The sequence below is a fragment of the Paenibacillus faecis genome (genome assembly GCF_008084145.1).
In the GTDB taxonomy this organism is placed as follows: Bacteria; Bacillota; Bacilli; order Paenibacillales; family Paenibacillaceae; genus Fontibacillus; species Fontibacillus faecis.
This window is the reverse complement of sequence record NZ_VSDO01000005.1, coordinates 139,136-158,583: the sequence shown is the minus strand read 5'-3', so window position 1 is coordinate 158,583 and position 19,448 is coordinate 139,136. Positions and strand designations below refer to the sequence as shown.

The window sequence follows — 19,448 nt, the reverse complement described above, 5'->3', positions numbered from 1 at the left end:
AATAAAAAAGACACTTCCCGTTTGGAAAGCGCCGCAACATGTCCGCTTACTGAATGCGCTGAAGCTGTTCGTAGTAAACGGACATCTGATGCAAGCTGACGATGACGAGCGGAATGACCAGATAGCCGAAAATGAGGGCCATCATCGGCGCAAACCCGATCCATTTTCCCCAGCCTGCCTTTTGCTCAATCAATTGCTCGTACTCCTGTTTGCGCTGCTCCTGCGCGTAAGCCTGTTCCGACTCCAGGTCGTCGAACGCTTCCCGAATCGGCAAACTTTGCGCCGCCAGTTCCAGCTTTTCGACCGTGCGGACGAACGGCACAAACGGCGCATCCTCTTTCAGCTGCGCCAGCGCCTGATCTGCGCCCTGTTCGAAATGGAGCAAGCAGGTTTGCAGCGGTTCCTTGAACACGCGGGCAAACTGTTCCATCCAGATGAGCAGATGCTCGACCGACATCCGGTCCAGATCCGCCAGCATGGCGATGACGGCATGCAGCTGATCCACTTCATGCTTCATCTCCATCTGCCGCATGCGCCGCTGAAACATCCGAACGCCGACCGGCATGGCGTAGCCGCCCCATCCCGCGAGAGCGGCGAGGAGCGCTTCCCACCACATTACATACTGATTGTCCAGCTTCGCGAGCTTGCCCATAATGCGCCGAGCCGCGGCGCGAAGCTGATCGTCCTGATTCGTCGTCGGTAATTCACTGCGGAGCAGGGCCATCACCGTTTCTTCGGTGCGGTGCTTCACCTCCTTTACGCGATCGATGATGCGGCGATCGATCGCTGCCGCCTCGCGCGCCTTGGCTTCCTCTTCCGGCGAAAGTTGACCGAACAGGATACCCGGCTTTACCGGCGCATACAAGATTTGATGCCGGCTTGCGGCATGAAGCGCCATAAACATCCCGAGCACAGCCAAAAAAGCCATGCCCCCGGCCACGATGCGCTGTACATAGAGCCATTCCAGCCGAAGCGGCGATGCGGTGTCTTTAAGCAGCTTGACCATGCGGTCAGCTTCTCGGGAACCGGGGGCGGGACCGAAACGATGCACAAGCCAGCGCATCCATGGCCATTCGTACACCCGTTTCTCCCATCTTTTTCGGCCGGTCGGTTTTGGACTCGCGTCCAACTCCTGAATGTTCCGCAGCAGGACGTAGGACAGCCATACGACCGCCATCAGGCCGATTTTCACGATCCAGCCGGTCGTGCTCGCATAAAAGGCGTCCATGGCCGGAAAGTAATGGCTGGCCCAAGCTTCGATCGGCCGGGTAAACAGCAGCGGCAACAGCGCGATGGCGGTCAGTCCTTGCAGCAGGAAGCCGAGGCGCTCGCGGCGCAGCAATTCCAGATTCAGTTCTGTCGCGAGCTTCCCGAGCGCCTTCAAGTACACGGAACCGGCTGCGGTTCGTTTGTCGCCGTATTCCTTCACCAGATGCGACAGCCCGGCCAAGCCCTGCAAATAGCGGTTCGGCGCGCTCTCGATATACTGCGCCAGCCGCTGCTCGGCGTCGCTTGCCGTGAGCACTTCATATATTTCGTGTCCGTGCAGCGCCATCTCATACGGCGCGCCGTCCGCCGCTTCATAAATGGCTTCTTCCACCATGCCATGACGATGATAATGATGACGCACATCCGAAAAAAAATGCCGGAGTTGCCGGAGCAGTCGCGTCTCCAACCGATGGACCAGGTTATCCGAAAAGATTCCGTGGCCAACCCAGAAGCCGATGCCCATCATGCCGAGCGTGGCCGGGTCGCGCACGCCGATCGCCAGCGGAACAGCCGCCGCGAGCAGCACGCCCCAAATCAGCAGTGCCGTCCGCATCGTCTCCAGCCGAAGCTTCCATTCGTCGCCAAGCTGGAGAATGGTCATTCGTTTGCGAAGTTGGTGCAAATAAGCGCGCAGGATTGGCACGCGTTCGCATAGGCGATACAACTGCTGCAACACGCTGTACATCGCTTGCTTCTTGCGGGCTTTGCCCGGTTTGCGCAGCGCTTCATACCGCCGAACAGCCTCCGCGTCCGAACCGTGGCGGGATACCCATTGAAACGCAGCCACCATCGCGAGAAACAATACCGTCGCGGCGCCAAGCAACAGGGACAGCCATTCAAGCCTCATCGCCATCCCCCCAGTGAACCGCCAAAAACGCTTCGAACGCCGCCTGGTCCGGCCCGGCGAGGCATGCGGCGATTTCCTTGCGGCTTCGGTCGGACAACGGATAAACGGCGACATAGCGTCCGTCGCGGTATTCGATGACGTTCCGCGCGACGTAAAGCGGTCGGTCCGTCGATCGGCGGAAATATTCCAGCATCGTCTCCATGAACGCCGTCATTTTCTCCTCGGTCGTCGTTTTGTGGCGGAACGTCTCCGGGTAGCCCTCTTCCTGCTCCACCGGGACGCATTCGGTAATCCGTTCAATGTAGCGATGTCCGTCCGCGTCCCGCCTGAGGTGAATGTCGAAGTTGATGACGCTGACGACCTGCTGCTCGGCCACTTTTTCGTTCGTAAACACCCCTGTCTTCAGCAGCGAGTTGCGGAGCGAATAGACAAGATCGCGGAATGTTTTGGCATGATGCGTAAACAAGGTGAACAGCGAAGCGACCTGCGCCATCTGCACCATCCAGGCGGCAACCGGGTCGGTCGCCACTTCTCCCAAAATATTGACCGAGCCGTCCGTTTTTTTCTGGATGTCCAGCCAATCCTGCCCGGAGATCGTTTCCGTTTCCCGCAAGCTTAAAATGTTGCGTTCCCGGTATATTTTCCGAAGCTGAAGCTCAAAGCTCATTTCCTGCACCCGGATCGGCAAGATGGCCGGAATGTAGCGCACCATCGCCATCAAGAGCGTCGTTTTGCCGCTGCCCTGCGCACCGGTGATGGCCGTAATGCGCTCGCCCATGACCAGATATCGGATCAGCCCGATGGGCAACTCCGCATTGTCGTCCTGAATCAATTGTTCCAGCGCTGCGTTTTGCACATCGAATTTGCGCACAAAAAAAGCCCACGATTCGCTGAACCGGGGGCGCAGCACGACGACGCGGGAGCCATCGGCCATTTCGTTCACCTTAAAGCCGTTCGCCTCGGACAATTGGCCGGGAAAATTATGTTTGTACACGTTCTGGCACACGCGCCTCAGTTCTTGCTCCGAGCCGAAGGACAGGAAGCTCAAATGAATGGATTTCCCTTTATAAAACAGCCACACGCTGTCATGCGACCTTGGCACCTCGCGCAGCAGCGCTTCTTCCTCCAGGCTCCACTCGCCTTCCCACATCGAGGGCGGGATGCCGGAGACGCCGCCCGATACGCCGTCGATTTTCATGTCGCGGATTTCGTCGATGACGCTGAATCCTTTGTATTGCTGATAGATCCGCTGCACAACGATCTGCATTTTGTCCTCGGCAGACAGCTTGCGCGCTTCCCGCTTGTAAATGTCGCGGATTTCGTCGGCGGTAATCCGATATGACTCGGTTTCTTCGTCTTCCATACTCCGTTTGGGGCGATCCAATTCGTATTTTTGAATCAGTTCGTCCAGTGCTCTCAACCGATGTTGTTTCTTAAACAGATAGAGCAGGATGTCAAACTGATCTTGCGGTGAGAGCGCCTGCGGGTCATCAAACGGCAGAAGCCGATTCAGGTTATTGTCGTCCAGATTGTAGCGCTGTTCGAGCAAATCGGCGATGACCTGCTTCACATACGCCTTGTCCCGCAAATCTCCGGACGTGCAGCCCCGCAGCGCTTTCTTGAGTTCTGCGCGCTTGTTTTTGCGACGGCGGTATTCTTCTTCCGACAAGCCGAAGTCGATCAGGCTGCTGCTCGTCATCTCGTGCAGCGCCTCTTTCACAAACGTGGTCATCGCTTCCAGCGTGTAGGCCGGTTTTTCGTCCGGCTGCTCCGGCAAGCGGCGGCTCATGCGCAAATAGAGCAAGACGCCAATCGCGATGAGGATGCCCGCCAGAAGCAAGCCGTTCAGCGCGAACATCATCGGTCATCGTCCTCCTTCCCGCCGAAAAGAGGCTTGTTCAGTCCGGCGTTGTTGATGAGCGCCTGCGCCAATGTCCGCACTTGCTGCATAAACAGTGAGTTTTCATGACCGCGCGGCACCTGTCGGTTGCGAAATAGAAAACGGACGGCTTCTCCTTGTTGGGTCGCATCCAGCCAGCCCGTATTATGGACAATCGGGTACGCAGGCTCCCGCCGATGGAACTGGCGCTTGATATTCTTAACGGTCAAAGCGGAGCGAGGATCGTATTTTCCGAATACAAGCAAATGCTTCCGGTTGGACTGAAGCTGCGCCTCCATTAGCGGAAAGACCTGCTCCAGCTTGAGCCCGTTTTGCGGCAGACAGACGACCAGTAAATCCGCCTGACGCAGCAGCGCCTGTGTCCACGCCGACAAACTGCCGCTTCCGCCGTCCAGCAATACCAGATCGTAAGCGCGCCTTGCCAGTTCCAAAAGAGGCGCAAGCCATTCCTGAGCGGCTGAAACAAACGATGCATCCGGCTTGTTCGATCCCGGAAGGATGTCGAGCCGGTCGGCGAGCAGCGGCAGCGTGTAATCCCGCAACCTGTTCGGTTCCAGCTTGCGGTTCTGCAAGAGCCTGAGCAGCGCATCGATACCCGCGTCAGGCGGAGCGTCCGCTTTGCTCATCCAGGTCCGTCTCGGGTAAAAGCTGCGTTCGATGACCGCGTATTCGCTTTGCAAATGCCCAAGCAGCAAAAGACGGGAGGAGTATTCAAGTCCAAGCAGCGCGGCGGAGGCGATCAGGTTGCTCGTCGTACCGGCTTGTCCCGAAACCGGACTCCAAAACACCACGGTAAAACCCATTGCTTCATCTCCTTTCGTGCAACTTTACCGGCCTCACGCACGCTTTCGCGCACGCACCCATGCCCGCCGGGCCGTTTTGGCATCGCATTCAAACAACTGTTGCAGCATGTCCAGCACGTTCCGGCGATACACCCCTGACAGCCGCCTGATATCGATGCGGCCATGATGCTGGTTGTCCAGTTCGACCGACATATCCCGTTCGTCCAGCGGAAAGCGGAACACGGCCTCCTCCCAGCGTACAGCCTGCTGCGGCAGCAACAAATCGATATACGACTCAGGTATGGCGATCGGCAAGGTAGGGGTAATCAGTTTGTAAAACGAGAGCGGCTGGCCCTCCGCTTCGTGAAGGCACAGCCGCTGCATCAGATTCGCGTTGATTTGCATACCGAGCCGACGATAATTGCTGCACCAAACCCGCTTGTCATAGCCCGGCAACTCCCGTCCTTTCACAAATTCGGTGTGATCGGTGTCGAGCAGCATGACATCGTATGCTGTTTCGCCACCGGCTTGAAGCAGGCAACGCTCCAGTTGCGCTGGCGTGATGAACCCGGTCGCCACATCGATGCCTTCAAACTCCCGCAGCGAATAGCCGAATTCTACTTGCGGCAAATAGCCTTGCATGGACTGGGCAAGGGTGGAATCCACGATCAGCACCTTTCGCTCCATCGCCGTGAGCAGCTTGCCTAGCACGAGAAGCAGATGGCTTTTGTCCGGCGCGCCGAAAAACACGACTTTTTTCATGACAGCCTCCTTCACTGATTAAAAATTTGCTTCAATTTATCCGTGCTGGCAGGCGCTTCCGACGGCGATGCTGGCGTTGATGGCGCTGGCTCCGCGGACGCTTCCGGTTGATCTTCATTCGTCGTTGTCGGAGCGGAAGGGGAAGGCAGCGGTTGCGCGGCTGGCGGTTCGTGATCGACCGTAGCCGTTGCGCCTGCCGGTTGCGGCGATGGAACCGCTTCTTGCATGGCATTGCCTTGCCGCGTGACGATCCGCTCGTTTTGCAGTTGCTGCTGAACCGTCACGCTGCCGCTCGTTACGCGCAGTTTGTCCGACTCGCTCATCGCCTTGAGATTGTCATCAAGTTTCAGGCGAAGCTGGCGGGCAAGCTCGGTTGTCGCTTTTTCGAGCAGGTTCGGATCATGTTCCATCAAATCAAGCACTTTCGGATTTGCGGGATAATTGACCACAGCTGCTTCCTGCAATCCCGGCTCGATATACGGCAGGGCATACAGCCGTGCGCCTTGCAAGTAGGCATCGATAATCGCGCTTGACGTTTGCAAAATATCCTTCTCGTTCATTTCGAGCCAGATGACCGTTCCTGACAACTCCCGCGCTTTCTTCTTCGCTAACAGGACATAATCTTCTCCTGTCGGGAAGTTGATTCGCACGTCGATGTACTGTCCCTTTTGCAGATTGGAGGGAAGCTGAATGACATGAAACTCCTGCACCCGCACATCCTTCGGGATCGGCGTGCTCTCGTACAGCATGGACGACATCAGCGGTGTTCCGGGCTGCAATTCGATTTTGGCGCTTTTGCCGATGGCCGCTTCCCGTTCAGTAATCATCCCGGATGGCACCAGACTCGCGGGCATCGGGACGGACTGGAGATCCTCCGCCGTGACGGTACCTCCGGCCGGAATGGTTCGTGCCACGGTCCAGACGTTCCTGCGCGATTGTTCCTCTATCGTTTTCAGTTCCTTGATCTGCCTTTCGTAGTGTTCCTTCATCTGTTGCTGTTTCTGCTCTTGCTCTGATTGCTTTATCAGAGAATAAATGGCCGCAGCCACAAGTAAACAAACACTTACGGCAATCGCGGCGATAATAAGCGTCTTGCGGTGCCGATACGTCCACGACATCGCTCACGTCTCCTTTCTCCTATATATGGAATTGCATCTCTTACCGGGCCTCGTCACGGCGCTTAGGCTTTTGCTGGGATACAGCCTGATGCTGCTCCAGTTTTTCTTGCGCCCATGCGGGCATATGCTCCGGTTTTATCAGACCCATAAAATCATCCCGATTCCAGCGAGCCTCCTCACCGGTATACAGATTGATCACGTAAACGGCGCGACCTCGGGAATAGGCAGAGGTGCCAAACCCGCTTAGCGCCAGCACAAGCTGGTTAACTGCGGTGCGATATTCGGGTCGCAACCGTTCCGGCCGGATGACAACAACCTGGTTGTCAATGCGCATGTCTTCGCGATTCGGCTGGCATTGGGCTTGGGTAAGGGGAGATAGGGGCACCTTGACACTGGCCCTTTCTTCTTTGAGATCCTCCAGCTCCCATTGCACGCGGGAAACAAAGTCATGCACGGCCTCAAGATAATCCGCGCCGGCCGCAATCGCGTAATATTGCTCGACACCCAACGAATTGTTTCGGGTGCAGGTACAAACCATGTACGGACGTTCGGCATTGGTTTCGTCTATGCCAAGCAGCACTTCCACCTTCCCGATGGAGATGGCCTGAACGACTTCGTAGTTGTCCACCATTCGCTTCATTTCTTCCATCGTCCGTCCTCTTTTCCTGGAAAGTTGCGGTCTTCCTTCGTTCCCCGGCTTCGCTTTGATAGGCCGGCTTCACGAGATTTCTTGTTTCGCGTTTGCGGTTCCTCGGTTTCATCCTCCAAAACTTCAATGCGATTGAAACCCGGCTTTTCTTGCATCAGGCGTTCATACTGACGACGCCTCCCTTTCGTGAAATACACCATGAATCGCCTCCCCAAAAATGGGCATAAAAAAGCTCTCCGTCTTAGGGGAGAGTGCTGCCGAACAGGATCGTTATGTTTCAGAAACGGGTTAACGTTCCTGTTCCCGTTGCCGTTTTTTATACCAGCTTTCCAGTAGTTGAACGATCAGGTCTTCCTTTTGCTTTTCGGTAAACTCCCTCGGGAAGAAACGGTCGACCCGCTCGCGCCGAATGGTCATCTTTTCTTTCTGGTTCGGCTTCTCCTCCGTGAGAATCGAGAAGATGACATCCACGTTAAGCCGCCCGTCCTGGCTCAGTTTTTTCATGCGCTGCGCCTGCGCCAGCGAAGGCGTGCAGTCTTCGGACTGCATCGTTTCGTACAGGGCTTGCTGTTCTTCTTCGGACAAGTATGAAAGTTCTACGGCCGGATTGAAGGCGATCCGTTTATCGTCCACCATTTCGAGAATGGAGGGGGTCAGTTCGGTAAGGCGGATATAGCGTGAAATTTGATTCTTGCTCTCGCCAACTTGTTCAGCGAGTATTTCCCTAGATTCTTTTCCCTCTAACTTCCGCCCAAGTTGGGCGGAAGTTAGGTCTGTTCTCTGTCCTTGTCTTTTCATCGCCTCCAACTTCATCTTATAAGCAAAAGCCTTCTCGCTAGGCAAGATATATTCCCGTTGCAGGTTGCTGTCCACCATAATAATGGTCGCCTGATCGTCGTCCAGTTCGCGGACGATACAGGGCATCGTTTCACTACCCGCCAGTTCGCTCGCTTTTTTGCGCCGGTGTCCGGCTACCATTTCATAGCCGCCGTCCGCTTTCGGACGTACCAGTCCGGGAACAAGTACTCCGTATTGCTTCACGCTGTCCGCCATTTCCAGCATCGCTTCATCCGCTTTCACCTTGAACGGATGACCGGGAAAATCGCTGATTTCAGATAAAGGGATGTCCAACACTTTTTCCCGCTTTTCATCGGCGCGACTCTCCTCGGTGGAGAATAAATCAGCGACTGTGGTCAGTTTGATGCTGGCGCGCATGTCGTCTTTCGCTGCCAATGCTCTGTACCTCCTTCGTAAAGGCGGCATACGCTTTTGCCGTTTGACCATTGGGGTCATGAGCATAAATGCTTTTTCCCTTGGCGCTCGTTTCCGCCGCGCGAATGGATAAGGGAATTTCGGTGTTGAACACGCGCAGCTTGTCGCCGTAGTCGCGCCGAAGAATAAAGGAAATGTCCTTGGCGAATTTCGTCCGGCTGTCTACCATCGTGAGCAGCACGCCGTCCAAAACCAACTTCGGATTGATCTGCCTGCGCACACGGGAAATGGTCTGCAAGAGCTGCGTCATTCCCTTGGCCGGCAAATAATGCGCCTGAACGGGGATAATGACGCTATCTGCCGCAGCCAGCGCATTGATGGTCAACATGCCCAAACTCGGCATACAATCGATCAGTACGTAATCGTAGTCGGCCTTAACCGAATCGATGTACGAACGCAAGATCGTTTCTCTGCTCATCGTATTGACGAGCGATACTTCTACAGCGGACAGTTCAATATTGCCTGGCATCAGATCAACACCTTCTTGGTGATGCAAAATACCTTCCCGCGCTTCATAGGATTCTTCCAGCATCGTTTTCGCCAGCAATGTGGCCAAAGATACCGACAGATTATCCGGTTCGTGGAACCCTAACGAATCCGTCAAGTTGCCTTGCGCGTCCGCATCGACCAGCAAAACCTTTTTCCCATCGGCTGCCAAACCGATCCCCAGGTTGACCGCCGTTGTGGTCTTGCCCACGCCGCCTTTCTGATTGGCGAGGGCAATCACTTTGGTCATCCAACATTTCTCCTTTCACGCAAAAAGCCGGTTGCGCTGAACATGTCAGAGTAACCGGCTTTTTGAATTGTATCTATATAAAAAGAGAACGCCCCCGATAGTGGAAGACGTTCTCTTGAGCATTTCTTAATTTAAGCAATTTGCATATAATAGATCGCGAACCTACGGAAATTTTAATTATCTATTCTCAACCGGATTGTATTGAGTGCTCTATATCTGTTTAAAGCTTCAATTTCGCTGTAGACATCTAACGAACCGCTGACATCCTCAATAGTAACAACAAGGGCATAGGGAACATCATCATTTTTATCCTCCCAACGCGAAAACAGTTCAAGCCAGACCTGCCAGTCGCCAGCATTAAATCTAGAAAAGGTTTTACTGAACTGTTGACAAACATCCCATTTTTGTCGTCCTTCTTTGAAGTCTTGTTGAACAGGCTGCAATGTCACTCCGTCCACATGACTTTTCTTTAATGATGCCCGTATATAAGCCCCTAAATATTCTGTTCCCTTTGTTCTATCCACCGATGGCCTAGACACACATGTTACAGAAACCTTTGCAACATTACGTCCAACCTGGGCTGCCAAAATTTGCGGCATAAATATGGTTACTCTTTCCTTAGTAGTTCTGTTCAAAGTGCCTGTCCTAACAAAAGTTACTTTTGACTGAGAGGAATATTTGCTGTCGACTACATTGGAAATTCCCCTACCATACAGATTATGCGCTAGAGTCAGTTCCTCTTCCTCCATCCCATCAACGTCCCACAAAGCAACTGCATTATGATAAAGCAACGCTTTCGATAATAGCGTATCTCGATCCGGAATCGTATTTAGTATTTCTGCGTAATCACCTGCTACAATAGGAGCAGAAAAGCTAGTGCCCGCATCAGGTATTAACCTTCCATCTTTTGAAATAACCATTGAAAATGGATCATTAGGTACGGATGCATCACTACCATCCAGAATAATCGTTCCTGCATATGCGCTTAAATCCGGTTTAGAGAATCCTTGAAAACCTGGTCCGCGTCGACTATAAGGTGCAATTTGGTTTCTCTGAGAAAGACTATTTTGGTGGTCTGCACCGATAATTGATCCAACCACTACCGACAGCATCGAATCTGCCGGTGCGGATATTCTTGAATCATCATCATCCAAAATATCTTCCAGACCAAATTCCGTTTGCCAAAGCTTATGATTACCCGCCGATACAAAAAACTGTACGCCTGTTCTTGATTGTAAAGCGTCTAGTTCATACCCAATAATACTCATTTCATCTCCTTCTATAGGGGAGGAAGCGTTGGCAGATAAATTATAGATTTTAACAATATCCGAATGAGCACTTACCGCAGCCTGTATTCGCTGAATAAAGATATTTACCGGCACGTTACCATCGAGTATGTTGCAGTCAAGAATTCTAGTACGAGGGGTAATTATTGATGATGATAGCTGTTGATTAATATATTTAAAGGCCACTCGGCTTGCTACCTTAGTTCCATGATCGCTATCTCCTCCACTAGAGTCTGGAGCAACCCAATTCTTTATGATTAACGATGATAATGACTCAGGGAACATTACACCGGAGTCCAAGACAGCGACAATCGGAAGCTCTTCTAAATTAACGCTAGGATCAAGCTCAAGTTCCCCCATATCAACAGAGGCCTCTTGAGTAGTCTCTACATTAAAAAAATCTGTTTTCTCGATTCTATAAATTGCAGAATCGTTCTCGAAACGAGTCAATGCATTTGATGGGATTATGGCACGGACAACTGGCGTGTTATCCGATAAATAATAGGGTGATTCCTGGACATGCCCTCGCGTTTCATTTATTTTTTCAATTAGATGCGTCAGAGCAGAATGATACAAATGGTTTTCCAAATTTGGTATCAGCATAAGTTGAATATCTAAGGTAACAGGCACCTGTGCAGAAGCGGTTAATTTTCGCAATTCACTTGAATTCTTTTCGGAACCAATGTATGGTTTGAAATCTTCAATAAAATCAAAATAAGTTCTTCCACTGCCATTACGTGTATAAGCGTCAACCCGATTTCTTAACGTTTGGAACTGACTGCTTGTTGAAGTCACGATAGCACTCCGTACATTTTTAACAGCTCTTACCTTCATACCATTAGAATCAAATAAACTCTGCTTGTCTTGAATCTTCTCCCCCTGAGGCAACTCGATATTAAATACAAGCAAATCCGAATCTGCTAAAGAATTGTCTGAAGCTACTGCTTCCAATGTTTGCTTTATTGCCTGCAAGCTGTGACTCAGTTTGGAACCATGCTCTGAAAAGGAAACATTCCTTTTTGTTGGCAACGCTCTTAAGGTTTTATCAACTCGTTGAACTTCCTCATCTGGAATCCAAAAATGACTTTTCTGCTCATCACTCATCGCTCTTTTCCTCCTTATTGAACCGATAACTCAAAGTAGATTTAGAAATCCCTGTGATTTCTTCAAGTGTACGCATCGAAATGCCACTTTTATTTAACTTATATAGGGCACGAGTATAAGCATCACTGTCTTCGCTAATCAAAAGAGAGGACTGCTTAACCCATACATTCGCAATATCTTCTTTTGTGACAATTTTAGTTTTGTGTTGCATAATACAATATTTGGCTAGAGCCTGTAAGAAAGTACCAACTTGAGCTCCGCTCATTCCTTCTGTTAAGGTCGTAAGGATCTTAATGTCCATTTCGTAAAGCTCAAGTGTCTCGTTAATAAATTTAGTGATAATGCTTTCACGTTGCTGTGCATTCGGTAGTTCTAATAAAATTGAAGTATCAAATCTTCTCCAGATTGCTGGATCAAGAAGGTGATGATGATTGGTTGCCGCAACTAAAAACACGTTAACAGGCATCGAGTCCAAATTTTGAAGCAGTGTTGTCACTACCCTCTTTAATTCCCCTAATTCGTGCGCATCATCCCTTTTTTTAGCTATGGCATCGAATTCATCAAGAAACAACACAATTCGTTTGTTCTTAACAAACTCAAAAATTTTTCTTATATTTGTTCCCGTCTGACCAAGATACGACGAGACAAGACCATCTAGCCTTACATAAGCGACCGGAATATCAATTTCTCCTGCAATTGCATTAGCTGTTAATGTCTTGCCGCAACCGGGAGGTCCACAAAGTAATATCCGATTCGTTGGAGAAACACCCTTAGTTAACAATTCCTCCGCTTGCTTTTGCTCCTCAATAATTTGAAGCAAAGCTTCTTTCGTTTTCTCTGGCAATGCTACATCAGACAATTTGACTTTGGGCTGCAATACTTCAATCAATTCTAAAGCGCTATCCTTATCTTTAGGAGTGGGTAATGCGCTTTGCACAGAAAACGACATTTCGGACAGTGGACTCGAGTTAAACGAGACATTGCTTTTTTTATCGTAAGAATAGGCGCTCATAAGAGCATTAGATAATGAAGAATTTCCTTTTCGTTCTTCATCACTTGCCAGATTCTCAAGAGCTTTCTTAAACGCATCCTCATTTCCTGAACAATGCGCCTCAATTAATTTAATTATTAAACCCGACTTCATTTGTTCCCCTCAATTCATAGCTAATTATGTAATACATTATAATTCACAACCACACTTAAGTCAAAATGAATATTGGACACGATTGGACAAACCAAAATGAAATCAAGTTAAATCGCATGTAATATCAGTATTTACATTCATTAAACAGAAAATTAAATCGGACATTATTGAACTTTCTTAGTATATAAAAAGAGAACGCCTTCGATGATGAAGTAACGTTCTCTTGGGTATTCCACGATTATACAGTTCTCGAAACTATTCTCCTGCATTAAACATGTCTACACACCCGACGTCCAAATCCAGATCCAAAACGACCGAAACCTCAATTTTGTCTTTAAGCACCTTATTTTTGAAGTCGTTGCCGTCCGCCGTGAAAGTCATAAAACGCGCAAAGTGTTGAAAATAAAGGATTTCTACGTATCGATTCGTTGCATTCCTATTACGCACTCCACATGCACCGTATGCGGAAACATATCCACCGGCTGCACCTCGACCGTCCGGTACCCGCCGTCTTCCAGCACGCGCAAATCCCGGGCCAAAGTCGACGGATTGCAGCTCACGTACACCACGCGCTCCGGCTTCATCTGCAGGATCGTCTCCAAGAGACGAGGATCGCAGCCTTTGCGGGGCGGATCGACGACTATGACGTCGGCTTCAACGCCCTGCGCCTTCCAGCGCGGAATTACGTCCTCCGAGGCGCCGACCTCAAACTTCACGTTGGTCATCCCGTTCAGCTGCGCATTGCTGCGCGCGTCCTCGATCGCTTCTTTGACGATCTCGACCCCGTACACCTGGTCCGCGTGCTGCGCCAGGAACAGCGAGATCGTACCGATGCCGCAATAGGCGTCGATGACGGTCTCCTTGCCGGTCAACCCGGCGTATTCCACCGTCTTGTTATACAGCACTTCCGTTTGCACCGGATTCACCTGGTAAAAAGATCGCGCCGAGATCGCAAACTGCACCTCGCCGATATAATCATAAATCACGTCGCGCCCCCACAGGACGCGCGTTTCGTCCCCGAAGATGACGTTGGTCTGCTTCGGGTTCACGTTTTGGCAGATGCTGACCACTTGCGGGATTTGCTCCCGAATGAGGCCGATCCAGGCATCGGCATGCGGGATGTCCCGCCCGTTGGTGACGAGAACCAGCATCATCTCGCCCGTGCGGAACGCCTTCTTCACGACGACATGGCGCAGCAAGCCGCGCCCGGTCTCCTCGTTGTAGGCGGTGACGCCAAGCTGGCGGCCGATCGCTTTGACGCGGGAAACGACATCGTCGTTATGTTCGTGCTGAATCAGGCACGTTTCCATGTCGACGATGCGGTGACTGCCCCGCGCGTAAAAGCCGCCGACCAGGCCGCCGTCGGCGACGCCGATCGGCACCTGCGCCTTGTTGCGGTAGCGCCAAGGCTCGGCCATGCCGAGCGTCGGCAGCACCGTGACACCCGGGCCGCCGGCGTCCCCGGCCACTGGCGCCGCCCCCGCCTCCGCGCCAGCTCCCGCACCGGCGCCGCCGGCGTCCCCGGCCACTGGCGGCGCCCCCGCCTCCGCGCCCGCGCCAGTCGCCGCACCGGCGCCGCCCGCATCGCCGCCGCGGGCCTCGCCCGCCACGCGCAGCTTGCCGATGCGCTCCAGCGCATCGACCACGTGCTGCCGCTTCCAGGCGAGCTGCCCGGCGTAGCTCCAGTGCTGCAGCTGGCAGCCGCCGCACTGGTCGTAGATCGGGCAGGGCGCAGCCACGCGGTCCGGGCTCGGCGTCAGCACGTCCAGCAGCTTGGCGTAGCCGTACTGCTTTTTGGTCTTGAGCACCTTGACCCGGACCTGCTCGCCGGGCAGCGCTCCCTGCACAAAAAGCGTATACCCCTCCGCGCGGCCCACACCCTCCCCGTCATGGTTCATGCCGATGATGTCGATGACGGTCTCGTCGTTTTTGGCCACAGGAAGCCCGGCGATCGCCGCAGCAGCCGCCCCCGCGTTCCCGGCACTGCGCCCCCGGCCGCCCCGCTTAGCCCCGGTTTCCCGGCCTTGGTTCAGCCCCGGCCCTGGACCATTTACACCGCCAGCGCCCTTTACCTTGGCCCCGCTCTCCCTGGCTTCGCTGCGCTTCCCTTGCCCATTTTGCGTCCCACGCTGCCTCTGCTGTTTCTTCATGCTCCATGCCTCATTTCCGCTTCTATTCCTGCATTCGCGAGCCGCCTCGCTTCGCGCGATTTACCTCGTCTAATCACCTGACACACTTACCGCAAACGGATCATGGCCGTTTCAGCTGCACGGATCACGCAGGGCCATCCTCCGCCCGCAATCACGCCATCCCTGCATCCAACCGCTTCCATCCACACAAAACCCCCGCCGCCGCCGGGCAGGGGATTCTCCAACACTCGTCATGTTCTGTTCAAAATAACAGGATTTTATACCGCTAAATTCCCGCTTTATCGCCTCTTCCACACAATTAACTGGAAAAACTACCTCTATTTTTTGGGAAAATAGCACTTTTGCGCGTTTCGGCCTCATTTAGCGGTAAGTTCTCCATTTAATTCGCTCCCCTGCCCCTGTAACTCGAAAATTAACTGGAGAAATTCCAGTTAATCGCCCCGGAGGGGCTGGAGTTATAAGGCAGCCCCGGGCCCACGGGCCCTCGGCCACACAGCTCCCGCAGCCTACGCAAAAATCCGCAAGTGCTGCGGCAGGATCTCGAACACGCCGGGCAGTTCGCCGCCGAGCTCGCCGTCCAGGTTGAGCAGCACGTTGCCCGGCGAGGTCACTTCCATCCGCCTCGTCTTGAAATAGACGACGTGCGGGTCGTTGAAGTGATCGCCGCGCAGCGCCATCGTGACCAGGCGGATGAACTCCGCCAGGTTGCATTTGCGCACGGCGATGACGTCGAGCATGCCGTCGTCGATCTCCGCGCCGGGGGCGAGCTTCTCGAAGCCGCCGACCGAATTGCTGTTCGCGATCAGGAACAGCATGAATTCGCCCTCCATCACCTCATGCCCCTCGGCGTTGATGATGAGTTGGGTCGGCGACAGGCTGGCCATCTTCTCGATGCCCTTCATATAATAAGCCAGCTGGCCGATCAGCGTCTTCAGCTTGCTGGGCACTTCATACGTCAACTCGGTCAGGGAGCCCCCGCCCGCGATGTTGATGAAGTGCCGCCCGTTCACCTTGCCGATGTCGATCGGCCGGGTTTTGTTCTCGATCACCAGGTCGCAGTACTCTTCCCAGCGCTTCGGGATCTTCATCGCCCGGGCGAAGTCGTTCGTCGTGCCGAGCGGAAAAATACCGAGCGGCGGCAAAAATTCCTTCCCCGCCTGCCCGGCCATGCCGTTGACGACCTCGTTGAGCGTCCCGTCCCCGCCGGCCGCGATGATAATGTCGTATCCGCGGGCACAGGCCTCCGCGGCTTCGCGCGCGGCATCCCCTTCTCCCGTCGTCGCGTGACAGGAGGTTTCGATTCCGGCCAGATCCAGCCGGTCCAGCACATCGGGAAGCAGACGCCTCATTTCTTCACGCCCGGATGTCGGATTATATATTAACCTAGCTCTTTTCATGCCATGAACTCCACCTATTTGTCGTCTTGTATTGCACCTTCCGGCCAGCCATGCCAATTTCGGCTCCTATGATTGAAGTATACCCCATCCGAAGCCAAATGAAAGAAGGCTCCTACCCAAAGGAGAGCCTTTTCCCAGGAAATAGGGATCGGTCGACAAAAAAGCCATGCCGCAGGCTATCTCTCCAATGATCCCATTATATTCAATATTTGCCCTAACATCCAGCGGGATAATAAGGGATGGGGCAGAAGGGCATCCCCCGAGTAGCGGAAAGTCAGTCCGGCGAGCCGTGACGGAATCGCCGTCTTCGTAAAATAGCCCGCGCTCAGGAACAACGGAGCCACAAGGACCGTGAAGCCGCGTTCCTCGCTCCAGTAGCCGACCTTCCGGCGGACGCTGTCCGGATTGAGGAGCGCGTAGTCAGCATGGGCCAACCCGCTAACCTCGCCGGTGTGAAGCGCCAGCGACGAAATCCCTTGCTCCCAGCGCTGCCGGAAGCCGTCGTGGATGCTGCCGTGGCCGACCAGAAGCAGGACCTCCCGTGCGGGGTCCGTAGACAGCGGCTTGACCTTTTCCCAGACCAGTTCGGCAATGACCGGATCGTCGTCGATCGGATCGCCAAAAAACACGCGTGCGGAGCAGCGGAGACTTTCCATGTCGGTCTCCTTCTCCGGCGTGTTCTTCACACCTAAGGCATAAGCTATTTCATCGATATGCGTGCTTCCGGACGATACGAACAGTGGAAGGACGATTAAATCCGTGACTCCTTGCGCCTCCAGCCGGTCGATGCCATTCTGGATCAGCCGTCCTTCCACCGTTTCGAGAAAAGAGGCCTCGATCGGCAGTCCGTCCGGCAGCCCGGCCGCCGCGGCTGCGACGGCCTCATCAACCAATTCAACCCAACGCGGGTCGGGAGAACCATGGCTGATGACCAGCACACCAGCCTGACGTGGCTTGTCCCCCATCTTAGCGCCCCAAACGGTCCAACGTCATCTTGTAGCCGTCGTTTCCGTAATTCAGACAGCGCTTGACCCGGGAAATCGTAGCGGTGCTGGCGCCGGTCTCCGCTTCGATCTGGTTGTACGTATTTCCCTTGCCGAGCATTCTTGCCACTTCCAGACGCTGGGATAAAGATTGTATTTCGTTGACCGTGCATAAATCGTCAAAAAAGATATAACATTCCTCGATGTTCTTCAATGTAAGAATCGCTTCAAATAATTGATCAATCGTTTTATCGTTCAATTTCTTGAGCTGCACTAGATAATCATCCCCTACCGTTACTTAACCACAATCCCATTGTACCCGAGCGGAGTATCCCTTTTCAAGCATTAACGGTTTCACGCATCACAGAAAGAACGCCCAAATCCGGCGTGGTCTTGCTCCCCCGGGACATTCGTCTATACGCATTTGCCCCGGGGATCATACAGTGTACTATACAAACGCCTAAATCAGTGGAATTCACGGGCAAAAAAACAATTCCATTTTCTCAAAAAGGAAAGTGATATCATGCCACATTATCAACCTCCCCGTCGGAGTGCGACGCCGCCAACCTATTCCCCTTATACCTCGTTTTATCCAGGAATCAATCCTTATGAAGAAGCCGAGCCGCCGGTCAAAGCCGAGTCCTCGGCGCTGGTGCCCTTGTCTTCCGGATCGGCCAGCCCGGTCCAAGCGCTGCCCGCGGCGGCCGAATCGGCCTCCAAATCGTCCGGAGGCTTCTCCATACCCAATTTGGGCGATCTCAAAGGGATCATCGAAAAACTGGGCGGCATCGAGGGCATCGTCGCCACGATGGGCAAAGTTCAGAAGGTCATGCAGACGGTGCAGCAGTTCGCTCCCATGGCCAAATTGTTTACCGGCCTCCTGCCGGGGCTTAAGGGCTCCAAGGGCGGAGGGGGCGGGCTTGATGAATACAAGCCGACCCGCCGAAAGAGCCGCAGCAAGAAAAGCCGTAAAAGAGCGCCAAGCTCCCGCGGCCGTAAAAAAACCGGAAAACGCCGCCGCTAACCGCAGGCGGCGCTTTCCTTTATTTGAACCAGCCGCGTTTGTGGAAGGCGAGAATCATCCAGACGGCCAGCATCACCATCAGGCCCAAAACGGCAAAGTAGCCGTAACGCCATTGCAGTTCGGGCATGTAAGCGAAGTTCATGCCATAGATGCCGACGATGAGCGTTAGCGGCATAAACACGGTGGTGATCACGGTCAGCGTCTTCATAATGCCGTTCATCCGGTTCGAATTCAAAGAGATGTAAGAATCCCTCAAATCTGCGGTCATTTCCCGGTCGGTTTCGATCATATCCGACAGCTTCAACAGGTGATCGTAAATATCGGCGAAATAAGCGCGCGGTTCCCGTTCTCCCTGGATATGCTCGGAGTTCAAAATCCGGTACATCAGGTCCCGCATCGGCACGATCGTCCTCCTCAGCTTGAGCAGCCGGCCTCGTAAGTCGAACACTTGATTCATCAGCAACTCTACGGATTCGCTGCTCCCCCGGTTCTCCAATTCATCCAGCTCGTCCTCCACGGCGTAAACGCAGGGAAAATACTGGTCCACCAGCGCATCGATGATCATGTAGGCGGCCGCGTAAATCCCGCGGTCCCATTTTTTTCGATGCGCCAGCCGGCTGTCCATCTTCTCCCACACTTCATCGATCTCTTTAATAGCGCGCTGGTGGAACGACACGAGACAGTTGCCGCCGAGGAACAAGTTCACTTCCACCGTCCCGAGCGTATCGGGATCGAGCGCGTGCAGCACAAGAAATTGCATGTCCTCATAATGATCCATTTTCGGGCGCTGCAGCACGTGAAGGCAGTCCTCGATCGCCAAGGGATGAAAGTGAAAGAACGTATCCAGCTTTTCCGACTCCTCCGGAGACGGCGCGTTAAAATCCACCCAACTCCATACATAATTCGGGCTTTGGGTGTCCTCCAGCGACAGCCCTCTCTCCACCCGATGATCCCGTGTAATGCCCATGACTCGTATCAAAACGCTCCCCCCTCCCTCATCCGCTTGAATACAGAGAAAAGCCAAC

Annotated in this window: 16 protein-coding genes; 1 reads left to right on the top strand and 15 read right to left on the bottom strand. The window is 53.4% G+C overall.

The window, feature by feature from the left end:
- Positions 1–46: 46 nt before the first annotated feature.
- The 14 genes from FRY98_RS22365 to FRY98_RS22300 all read right to left on the bottom strand — a co-directional run bounded on the left by FRY98_RS22365 (position 47) and on the right by FRY98_RS22300 (position 17,673).
- A complete protein-coding gene (locus FRY98_RS22365; protein ID WP_148456346.1) occupies positions 47–2,116 on the bottom strand; it encodes a hypothetical protein in 2,070 nt (689 codons plus the stop codon).
- Positions 2,106–3,977 (bottom strand): ATPase, T2SS/T4P/T4SS family, encoded by a 1,872-nt coding sequence (locus tag FRY98_RS22360; protein ID WP_148456343.1) that lies wholly within the window; start codon positions 3,975–3,977, stop codon positions 2,106–2,108. The genes FRY98_RS22365 and FRY98_RS22360 overlap by 11 nt, the downstream gene beginning before the upstream one ends.
- Positions 3,974–4,819: a CpaE/TadZ family protein gene (locus FRY98_RS22355; RefSeq protein ID WP_124331907.1), complete on the bottom strand. Its 846-nt coding sequence runs from the start codon at positions 4,817–4,819 to the stop codon at positions 3,974–3,976. The genes FRY98_RS22360 and FRY98_RS22355 overlap by 4 nt, the downstream gene beginning before the upstream one ends.
- 33 nt (positions 4,820–4,852) lie before the next feature.
- A complete protein-coding gene (locus tag FRY98_RS22350; RefSeq protein ID WP_124331908.1) occupies positions 4,853–5,560 on the bottom strand; it encodes a hypothetical protein in 708 nt (235 codons plus the stop codon).
- A gap of 11 nt (positions 5,561–5,571) precedes the next feature.
- A complete protein-coding gene (locus FRY98_RS22345; protein ID WP_124331909.1) occupies positions 5,572–6,678 on the bottom strand; it encodes an SAF domain-containing protein in 1,107 nt (368 codons plus the stop codon).
- Between the two features lie 40 nt (positions 6,679–6,718).
- Positions 6,719–7,318: a hypothetical protein gene (locus tag FRY98_RS22340; protein WP_170287159.1), complete on the bottom strand. Its 600-nt coding sequence runs from the start codon at positions 7,316–7,318 to the stop codon at positions 6,719–6,721.
- A gap of 297 nt (positions 7,319–7,615) precedes the next feature.
- Positions 7,616–8,560, bottom strand: coding sequence for a ParB/RepB/Spo0J family partition protein (locus tag FRY98_RS22335; RefSeq protein WP_429777177.1), 945 nt, complete (start codon positions 8,558–8,560; stop codon positions 7,616–7,618).
- Complete coding sequence (locus tag FRY98_RS22330) at positions 8,508–9,335, bottom strand: ParA family protein (RefSeq protein WP_148456340.1); 828 nt, start codon at positions 9,333–9,335, stop codon at positions 8,508–8,510. Before FRY98_RS22330 ends, FRY98_RS22335 begins: the two co-directional genes overlap by 53 nt.
- A 173-nt stretch (positions 9,336–9,508) precedes the next feature.
- Positions 9,509–11,725, bottom strand: a complete 2,217-nt coding sequence (locus FRY98_RS22325; protein WP_148456337.1) for a S8 family peptidase — start codon at positions 11,723–11,725, stop codon at positions 9,509–9,511.
- On the bottom strand, positions 11,718–12,869 hold the full coding sequence (locus FRY98_RS22320) for an ATP-binding protein (RefSeq protein ID WP_110844016.1): 1,152 nt from the start codon (positions 12,867–12,869) through the stop codon (positions 11,718–11,720). Before FRY98_RS22320 ends, FRY98_RS22325 begins: the two co-directional genes overlap by 8 nt.
- Before the next feature lie 413 nt (positions 12,870–13,282).
- A complete protein-coding gene (rlmD, locus tag FRY98_RS22315; RefSeq protein ID WP_249043498.1) occupies positions 13,283–15,019 on the bottom strand; it encodes a 23S rRNA (uracil(1939)-C(5))-methyltransferase RlmD in 1,737 nt (578 codons plus the stop codon).
- Between the two features lie 506 nt (positions 15,020–15,525).
- Positions 15,526–16,416 (bottom strand): diacylglycerol kinase, encoded by an 891-nt coding sequence (locus FRY98_RS22310; protein WP_148456335.1) that lies wholly within the window; start codon positions 16,414–16,416, stop codon positions 15,526–15,528.
- 176 nt (positions 16,417–16,592) lie between these two features.
- On the bottom strand, positions 16,593–17,381 hold the full coding sequence (locus FRY98_RS22305; protein ID WP_148456333.1) for a sirohydrochlorin chelatase: 789 nt from the start codon (positions 17,379–17,381) through the stop codon (positions 16,593–16,595).
- Between the two features lies 1 nt (position 17,382).
- Positions 17,383–17,673, bottom strand: a complete 291-nt coding sequence (locus FRY98_RS22300; RefSeq protein WP_148456330.1) for a YerC/YecD family TrpR-related protein — start codon at positions 17,671–17,673, stop codon at positions 17,383–17,385.
- Between the two features lie 249 nt (positions 17,674–17,922).
- Here FRY98_RS22300 and FRY98_RS22295 point away from each other — a divergent pair, with 249 nt between their 5' ends.
- A complete protein-coding gene (locus FRY98_RS22295; protein WP_148456327.1) occupies positions 17,923–18,423 on the top strand; it encodes a hypothetical protein in 501 nt (166 codons plus the stop codon).
- A gap of 19 nt (positions 18,424–18,442) precedes the next feature.
- Here FRY98_RS22295 and corA read toward each other — a convergent pair whose 3' ends face one another.
- Positions 18,443–19,402: a magnesium/cobalt transporter CorA gene (gene corA, locus FRY98_RS22290; RefSeq protein ID WP_148456324.1), complete on the bottom strand. Its 960-nt coding sequence runs from the start codon at positions 19,400–19,402 to the stop codon at positions 18,443–18,445.
- Between the last annotated feature and the right edge of the window lie 46 nt (positions 19,403–19,448).

Excerpts from the sequence above, each read along its gene's own strand:
- FRY98_RS22365 (WP_148456346.1), bottom strand. The coding sequence starts at position 2,116 with ATGAGGCTTGAATGGCTGTCCCTGTTGCTTGGCGCCGCGACGGTATTG.
- FRY98_RS22360 (WP_148456343.1), bottom strand. The coding sequence starts at position 3,977 with ATGATGTTCGCGCTGAACGGCTTGCTTCTGGCGGGCATCCTCATCGCG.
- FRY98_RS22355 (WP_124331907.1), bottom strand. The coding sequence starts at position 4,819 with ATGGGTTTTACCGTGGTGTTTTGGAGTCCGGTTTCGGGACAAGCCGGT.
- FRY98_RS22350 (WP_124331908.1), bottom strand. The coding sequence starts at position 5,560 with ATGAAAAAAGTCGTGTTTTTCGGCGCGCCGGACAAAAGCCATCTGCTT.
- FRY98_RS22345 (WP_124331909.1), bottom strand. The coding sequence starts at position 6,678 with ATGTCGTGGACGTATCGGCACCGCAAGACGCTTATTATCGCCGCGATT.
- FRY98_RS22340 (WP_170287159.1), bottom strand. The coding sequence starts at position 7,318 with ATGAAGCGAATGGTGGACAACTACGAAGTCGTTCAGGCCATCTCCATC.
- FRY98_RS22330 (WP_148456340.1), bottom strand. The coding sequence starts at position 9,335 with ATGACCAAAGTGATTGCCCTCGCCAATCAGAAAGGCGGCGTGGGCAAG.
- FRY98_RS22325 (WP_148456337.1), bottom strand. The coding sequence starts at position 11,725 with ATGAGTGATGAGCAGAAAAGTCATTTTTGGATTCCAGATGAGGAAGTT.
- FRY98_RS22320 (WP_110844016.1), bottom strand. The coding sequence starts at position 12,869 with ATGAAGTCGGGTTTAATAATTAAATTAATTGAGGCGCATTGTTCAGGA.
- rlmD (WP_249043498.1), bottom strand. The coding sequence starts at position 15,019 with ATGAAGAAACAGCAGAGGCAGCGTGGGACGCAAAATGGGCAAGGGAAG.
- FRY98_RS22310 (WP_148456335.1), bottom strand. The coding sequence starts at position 16,416 with ATGAAAAGAGCTAGGTTAATATATAATCCGACATCCGGGCGTGAAGAA.
- FRY98_RS22305 (WP_148456333.1), bottom strand. The coding sequence starts at position 17,381 with ATGGGGGACAAGCCACGTCAGGCTGGTGTGCTGGTCATCAGCCATGGT.
- FRY98_RS22295 (WP_148456327.1), top strand. The coding sequence starts at position 17,923 with ATGCCACATTATCAACCTCCCCGTCGGAGTGCGACGCCGCCAACCTAT.